Origin of the sequence: uncultured Campylobacter sp., from assembly GCF_938030785.1 — a bacterium.
Lineage (GTDB): Bacteria > Campylobacterota > Campylobacteria > Campylobacterales > Campylobacteraceae > Campylobacter_B.
The window spans coordinates 1-6,878 of record NZ_CALHIK010000167.1 but is presented as its reverse complement, the minus strand read 5'-3'; the positions used below and the strand labels follow the sequence as shown (position 1 = coordinate 6,878).

The 6,878-nt window shown below is 49.0% G+C and carries 7 protein-coding genes and 1 tRNA gene; 5 read left to right on the top strand and 3 right to left on the bottom strand.

Going from position 1 to position 6,878, the window contains the following annotated elements; genetic code table 11:
• Positions 1–246 (top strand): peptide-methionine (R)-S-oxide reductase MsrB (msrB, locus tag Q0438_RS09830; protein ID WP_299190509.1); only part of this gene is annotated, 246 nt, incomplete at its 5' end.
• A gap of 790 nt (positions 247–1,036) precedes the next feature.
• Here the strand turns inward: msrB and Q0438_RS09825 are convergent.
• The 3 genes from Q0438_RS09825 to Q0438_RS09815 form a co-directional block, all read right to left on the bottom strand.
• Positions 1,037–1,378 (bottom strand): hypothetical protein, encoded by a 342-nt coding sequence (locus Q0438_RS09825; protein WP_299190507.1) that lies wholly within the window; start codon positions 1,376–1,378, stop codon positions 1,037–1,039.
• Between the two features lie 65 nt (positions 1,379–1,443).
• Positions 1,444–2,067 (bottom strand): hypothetical protein, encoded by a 624-nt coding sequence (locus Q0438_RS09820; RefSeq protein ID WP_299190505.1) that lies wholly within the window; start codon positions 2,065–2,067, stop codon positions 1,444–1,446.
• Positions 2,068–2,108: 41 nt separating this feature from the next.
• Positions 2,109–3,422, bottom strand: coding sequence for a sodium-dependent transporter (locus tag Q0438_RS09815; RefSeq protein ID WP_299190503.1), 1,314 nt, complete (start codon positions 3,420–3,422; stop codon positions 2,109–2,111).
• 741 nt (positions 3,423–4,163) lie between these two features.
• Here Q0438_RS09815 and Q0438_RS09810 point away from each other — a divergent pair.
• From Q0438_RS09810 to Q0438_RS09795, 4 genes are all read left to right on the top strand, one after another.
• Positions 4,164–4,240 (top strand) — tRNA-Arg (locus Q0438_RS09810).
• Positions 4,241–4,304: 64 nt separating this feature from the next.
• A complete protein-coding gene (locus Q0438_RS09805) occupies positions 4,305–5,297 on the top strand; it encodes an agmatine deiminase family protein (protein WP_299190501.1) in 993 nt (330 codons plus the stop codon).
• 20 nt (positions 5,298–5,317) lie between these two features.
• Entirely contained in the window at positions 5,318–6,490 is a 1,173-nt protein-coding gene (locus tag Q0438_RS09800; RefSeq protein ID WP_299190499.1) for a carbon-nitrogen hydrolase, read from the top strand.
• Positions 6,491–6,786: 296 nt separating this feature from the next.
• Positions 6,787–6,878 (top strand): type IV pilin protein (locus tag Q0438_RS09795; protein WP_299190511.1); only part of this gene is annotated, 92 nt, incomplete at its 3' end.

The following is a 6,878-nucleotide window of genomic DNA, read 5'->3' as shown; positions in this document are numbered from 1 at the left end:
TGGCCGAGCTTTTCAAAGCCGATAACGACCGATGCGATCGCGTACGCGCAAGATGACAGCCACGGCATGCAGCGCATCGAGGTCTCCAGCCGCGTAGGAGGCAGCCATTTGGGGCACGTCTTTGATGACGGGCCGAGAGAGAAGGGCGGTATGAGATACTGCATCAACGGCGCGAGTTTGAAATTTATCCCGCTTGAGGAGATGGACGCGCTAGGCTACGGGGATTATAAAATTTACGTGCAGTAACGCGGGCTAGGGCTTTGGCTCGGCGATCAGTCGGTTAGTTTTATACGGCTCGACTGCCGATCGGTTGGCGGTATATTGCTTCGGCGGTCAGTCGTTTTGTAACTCGGGCGCGCGCTCCTCTAGTCTGCGGCTACTGCTTTTGGCAGTCGGTCGGTTTTATACGGCTTCGCTATCGATAAATTCGGCGACTAGTCGGTGATTTTACAATCACTAGCTTACGGGCATTTTATCGATCGATTTGACGGCTATACGATCGATTTTTAATCGGTCGGTTGCCGATCGGTTTGGCTGGCGGCTAGTTTAGTTTGCGGTCGAGCGGAAGTTTGACGATCGACGGACGGCTTGGCGGTTTGATGATTTATCGGCGGATAAATTGGCTTGGCGGCTACGGATGGAATATTAAAATTCCAAATACAATAAATTTGCCTCTAAAGAATTTCATGCGGCGTAGTCGCAATAGAAAGAATGTAATGCGAGTGTAGCTCGTCCATATAGTGTTGTAGGGGACTAGGTGGGGTTTGCGGGCGAGCAGAGCAATGCGGTGCTGCGGAGGCGGCGCCTGCGAGAAATGCGACCTCGCAATTGGGGCCCCTTCCCGCCCCGATAGAAACGGAAATCACGGCATAAAATTCGCAAGTCGTGAATTTGGGGATAAAATTTTGAAATTTTACTTTTTAAGACACGGAAGCGGTGCATGCTTAGCAAGAGATGCGGCGTAGAATTTGGAATTCCGCAACGAAAACGGCGTCTATGCAATGCCTGCTCTGCATCCGCGTCGCAAATTTTAAATTTAGGATAAAATTTTGACGACGCACCCCGCGCAAAATAGAAAAATCCCCGCATAGATCGCTAGAAACGGCGCGATTATCGCATAATGGATGATGAACTCGAAGAAATTGTAGATTATGTGCTTGCTTTTGGGCTCTTTAAATTTTAATTCTAGCGGCTCGTTCGAATCAAACGGCGTGTTGGAGCGCAAAATGTGCCTCGGGCTAAACATCCAGCGCACGAAATCTATTCTATTGCGCTGCATATAGTCTTTGCCAATGCCCAATACGCCGTTTATATAGCATACAAAGCCAAAGCCGCCGAAAAACAAAATGAGCCCGATGTCGATCAGTCTATCCGCCATAGCGATCTTTCCTTTGTCTTTTAAATTTAGAAATTTAGCCCGCCGTATTTGCTCTTGCCGTTTGCCTATTGAAATTCTAATTTTGCAGGATTGCACTCTTTGTCGGCTTTGCAATCTTGCAATTTTTTGATGATTTTATTGTAGCGCTCTTTATCATGCGTCAAATCTCGAGCCATTGCCATATATTTAATTACTTCGTCTATATCCAAAGAGTGATAAAAACAAGTTATAGCATAAAGCAGACAAGAGTTCCCTATTTTGCCTACTTCACAAGCCATAGATAATCTTTTTAATCCCATAGGGATTTTATTCATTTTGACTAACAGATTGCCTGATAGATCGCAAGATAGAGAATTCTCAACCCCCTCTTTTTCAAAGCAGCGCTTATCCGTGATACTTAATAAGCTCTGACAAGCACTATATTTACCGTCGCCCATATCGCACTTTTTAATAAGTTGCGAGATCTCTTGTGAAAAAATTTTATCGCATCCTCTATAGAATTTCGAAGCAGCACAATCATTCAATGCCTTACCGCGCTCTACGGCGGACATTTTATAAAACCCGTCGCTTAAAATTTTAACTCCCGCGGAATTTTGCCCTTGCGCTTCGCTCGGCTCTGTATCTTGCATTGCAAAAGCAGCCCCGCAAAGACCGAGCAACAGCGCAAACGCCAAAAAGACCTTTTTCATTTTATCTCCCTCGTATCGGCACCCAGAATTCTAAATTTAACTCAAAACGAAATATGCATGCTTAGCGCGATTATGCAAAGTAACATCGCCAGCGGTACGTATAAAAAGCGCCCCGTATTGTACCAAAACGCGCCGTACCGCTTGGATGCGCCCGAATTTACTTCATCTAAAATTTCATCTTTTTTGATCACCCAAAACCACGAAACCGCGCCGATGACCGCGCCGATCGGGATGATGTAGATCGAGACGAAGTCCATCCACGGCCCCCATTTCACGATCGCTTCCATATTTACGCCCACGCCGAAGCAGATTACGCACAAAAGCACGAGCGTGCAGGTGCGGTTCAGGCGCGGAAATTTATGCATCAAGGACTCGGCGACGACTTCAAACATATTTTGAAGCGATGAAATTCCGCCGAAGATCACCGCCGTAAAGAGGATGATCGCGAAAATTTGCCCGCCGATCATATCTTGTAAAATTTTAGGCAGTGTCACAAAAAGCAGCCCCGGACCCGCGGCGGGATCGGTGTGATACGCAAAGACCGCTGGGATCATCACTAGCGCTGCCACCATCGCCGCAAGCGTGTCGAAAAACGCCGTATTTTTCGCAGCCGAGACGACGTCTTCGTTTTTAGGCAGATACGCGCCGTAAACTATCATACCCGAGCCCGTGATCGAAAGCGAGAAAAACGCCTGCCCCATCGCAGAGATCCATACCATCGGATCGCTGAGCTTGCCGAAATCGGGCGTGAATAGAAATTTATACCCCGCGCCCGAGCCCGGTAGCATGGCAACTTTGACTGCGAGCACCGCAAAAAGGATGAAAAATAGCGGCATCATGATTTTGTTGGTTTTTTCGATACTGTGCGCGCCGAAAAACAGCGTAAAAAGCGTGCCTGCAACGACGATGAAGTGAAACGGTACGACCGAATAGGGCGTTAGCGCGAAGGACTCAAACCAGGTGTTCGTATCCACGCTCATCAAAGAGCCGTCTATGGCCTGCGCTAGGGCTTTGAGCACGTATGAGATGATGACTGCGTAGCCGATCGCAATACACAGCGAGCCCGCAAGCGGCAGCCAGCCGATGATCTTGCCGACGGTGCCCAACCCACGGCTTTTCCACGCGTATTCGTAAGAGCCCAGAGTGCCCGTTCTGGCGCGGCGTCCGATGGCGTACTCGGCGCTAAGCCCTGCGTAGGAGAACAGCGCGATAAAAAATAGATAGATCAGCAAAAACGCGCCGCCGCCGTTCGTGCCGAGTTTGTAGGGGAAGCCCCAAACGTTTGCCATACCCACGGCAGAGCCCACGCAGGCGATGATGAAAGCCCAGCGCGACGAGAAACTTCGTTTATTCATTTGCATACCCCTATTTAAATTTGCGTTATGGTAGCAAAAAAGTATTTAAATTTTATTTATTGTGCGCGAGATTCGGCTTATTTTTCGTGATTTCGTGATTTCGTGATTTCGTGATTTCGTGATTTCACATCCATGCGCGAGGCAGCCGCGAGTTTTTAAATTTTGAATGTTTTAATGGAGCGGATTTCTTAAATTTAGACGTTTTTGGCGAAACGGATTTTTAAATTTGAACGTTTTGCGAAGCGGATTAAATTTATGCGCTACTTGCGAGGTGGCTTTTGGCTACGATGGAGTTATTCGCTACTGCCGCGCCCTTGTACTTTAAATAATAGTATTGATTCATACTGCCGATCTTTGCGGCGGCGTATCTTATTTGGGCATATCAAGGCGCGGTTTTGGCTCGATAATGCCGGCGCCGTTTATATCGCATCTCGTTTATTGCGATACGCGCATGCGGCTTGCGATTTCTGGTTGCACCTGCCGTCTTGCGTCGTCTCTGTGCCGCCACCGCATAAAATTTAAAAGCAACGCAAAATTTTAAAATTTAATCTCGCGGCGCGAATGATACGGCGATCCGTAGCAGACGTTCGATTTAAGAATTTTATGCGGTCGTACAGCTCTCCTGCGATCGCGCCCCAGCCGTCGTGCCTGATGCTCGATTTGCGCTGTGTTAAAAATTTACTTCGGTTTTTTGGCTAAATTTAAGCTAAAAACGCTATAATCCCGTTTCTTTTATTTCGTGCGCTCGTAGCTCAGCTGGATAGAGCATTTGATTGCGGTTCAAAAGGTCGGGGATTCGAATTCCTCCGGGCGCACCATCCACAAATATCTTTTTAAACCGAGCTTCGCTATAATACGTGAAATTTTAATCTTGGAGCAAAAATGAGAGCATTCGCCGAATGGGAAGAGCAAGAGGCGCTTTTGGTGTCTTTGCCGCACGCAGGTACCGACTGGGCGCCGTATTTAGGCGAGATACGGGCGGCTTATCGCGACTTTATCGCCGCCGCAGCGAGGTTTGAGCCGGTCGTTGCGATCGCGCCTAGCCGCGAGGATTTTGAGCAAATTTGCGGCGGTTTAGCAAATGTCAGCTTCGCGCAAATCGATACCGACGATACGTGGATCCGCGATTACGGCGCGATCGACATAGAGGAGGGCGGTAAAATCACGGGGCTAAATTTTTGTTTCAACGCTTGGGGCGGCAAGTTTGCAAGTGCCAAGGACGACGCGTTAAATTCCAAGCTTTACGCCGCGAACGCCCGCCCGCTGCGAAACGTAGATCTGATATTAGAAGGCGGCAGCGTCGATTTTGACGGCGCGGGCACGATGCTAACTACGAGCGCGTGTTTGCTGAATGAAAATCGCAACTCCCTTAGCAAGGCCGAACTGGACGCGCGGCTGCGCGAAATTTTCGGCCTAAAAAACATAATCTGGCTGGGACGCGGCTTTATAAAGGGCGACGACACCGACAGCCACGTAGATACCCTCGCGCGCTTTCTAAGCCCGCGCACTGTGGCTATTTCGTCGTGCGACGATCCGAGTGATCTGCATTACGCTGAGCTTGGCGCGATGAAGGATGAAATTTCATCGCTCGGATACGACGTGATGGAGCTGCCGATCCCGCGCGCGATCTTTTATCAGGGGCGCAGACTGCCCGCGACTTACGCAAATTTCGTCTTTTTAAACGGCGCGCTCATCATGCCTATCTATGCAGATCCCGCAGATTCGCACGATCCAAACCGCGCGGCTGACGAGCTGGCGCTGTCGCGTCTGCGAACAGCGTGCGCGGATCGCGAAGTAGTCGGAGTGAACGCGCGCGTTTTCATCCGTCAAAACGGCTCGCTGCACTGTTCGTGCATGAATAAATTCAGGCTTTAAATTTGGATAGAAGGAAAAATATGAAAATTTTAAAAGTTGGGCTGATTTCGCATAAATTTGAAGGTACCAAGGCACGCACGATAGCGCGCAGTATCGAGCTCATCGCGCGCGCAGCGGCGAAGGGCGCGCAGTTAATCGTTTTGCAAGAGCTTCATCAGACGCATTATTTTTGCCAGCGCGAAAATACTGAAAATTTCGACTATGCGCAGGATTTCGAGCGCGATTTGCGGCTGTGGAGCGAGGTAGCGAAGAGATTTGGCGTCGTGCTGGTAAGTTCGCTTTTTGAGCGCCGCGCCGCGGGGCTGTATCACAACACCGCCGTGGTCTTCGAGCGCGACGGCAGGATCGCCGGCAAGTACCGCAAGATGCACATACCAGACGATCCGCAGTTTTATGAAAAATTTTATTTCACGCCGGGTGATCTGGGCTTTGAGCCCATAGATACGAGCGTGGGATGGCTCGGCGTGCTGGTGTGCTGGGATCAGTGGTATCCCGAGGCGGCGCGCGCGATGGCGCTACGCGGTGCGGAGCTGCTCATATATCCGACTGCGATCGGGTGGTTCGACGGCGACGGCGAGGACGAAAAAGCACGCCAGCTGGAGGCCTGGGTCGCGGTACAGCGCGGGCACGCGGTGGCAAACTCCCTGCCCGTAATCGCCGTAAACCGCGTGGGTTTTGAAAGCGCCGCGCTTAGCGAGGTCTCGCCGGATGAAATTTTATCCGGGAGCGAAGCAAATTTGAATGTGCGCGATAAAATTTCGCGCTCCACGGATATAGGCGGCGAGAGTAAAATTTTAAGCGAGGGCGGAATTTTATCCTTTAATAACGGGGCGCTAACGGATAGCGGCAAAATGGCGATCGGCGGCGAAATTTTGCCCGCGAAGGATGAGGCGGCGCGAGAGAATTTAAAAATTTCGATAGAGATTAAATTTAACGGCGAAACTTTAGAGGTGCTGCCGAATAAACAGCGCGTAGATCAGCTTGTCAGCGAAGAGGGAATTAGGTTTTGGGGCAATAGCTTTGTCTTTGGCGCGCAGGGCGAGCAATTGTTTCGCGCAAACAGCACCGACGAGCTATGCGAAGTCGTAACCATCGATATGCAAAGATGCGAAAACGTGCGCCGCTGGTGGCCGTTTCTGCGCGATAGACGCGTGGAGAGCTATGAAATTTTGACTAAGCGATATGGGCTATAGTGTTTCTTGTATCTCTTGTAGTTTATATGGTTTATCCGGGCGTCGTATCTGAGCGTCGTATGAGAATGAAGGTAAATAATTTTTATAATATAAATGTACAGAAGCGCCGCCAAAATACATTATATAAGCCGAATGGATTTAAAATTTTGATTTTGCAATGCCCGCAAAATCGAGCTTTGTAAATAGATTGTAAAAAATTTGCCAAAAAACTATTGACAATTTTTAAATTTTTATCTATAATTCTGCCAAGTTTCGCATATAGGTATGCGAGATGAATTTTATTTAAGGAGTAAACCATGAAAAAAGGTTTTACTATGATCGAGTTGATCTTCGTTATCGTTATTTTAGGTATTTTGGCAGCTGTTGCTATTCCAAGACTTGCAGCTAC

Coding starts and splice junctions, on each gene's coding strand:
- Q0438_RS09825 (WP_299190507.1), bottom strand. CDS start 1,378: ATGGCGGATAGACTGATCGACATCGGGCTCATTTTGTTTTTCGGCGGC.
- Q0438_RS09820 (WP_299190505.1), bottom strand. CDS start 2,067: ATGAAAAAGGTCTTTTTGGCGTTTGCGCTGTTGCTCGGTCTTTGCGGG.
- Q0438_RS09815 (WP_299190503.1), bottom strand. CDS start 3,422: ATGAATAAACGAAGTTTCTCGTCGCGCTGGGCTTTCATCATCGCCTGC.
- Q0438_RS09805 (WP_299190501.1), top strand. CDS start 4,305: ATGAGAGCATTCGCCGAATGGGAAGAGCAAGAGGCGCTTTTGGTGTCT.
- Q0438_RS09800 (WP_299190499.1), top strand. CDS start 5,318: ATGAAAATTTTAAAAGTTGGGCTGATTTCGCATAAATTTGAAGGTACC.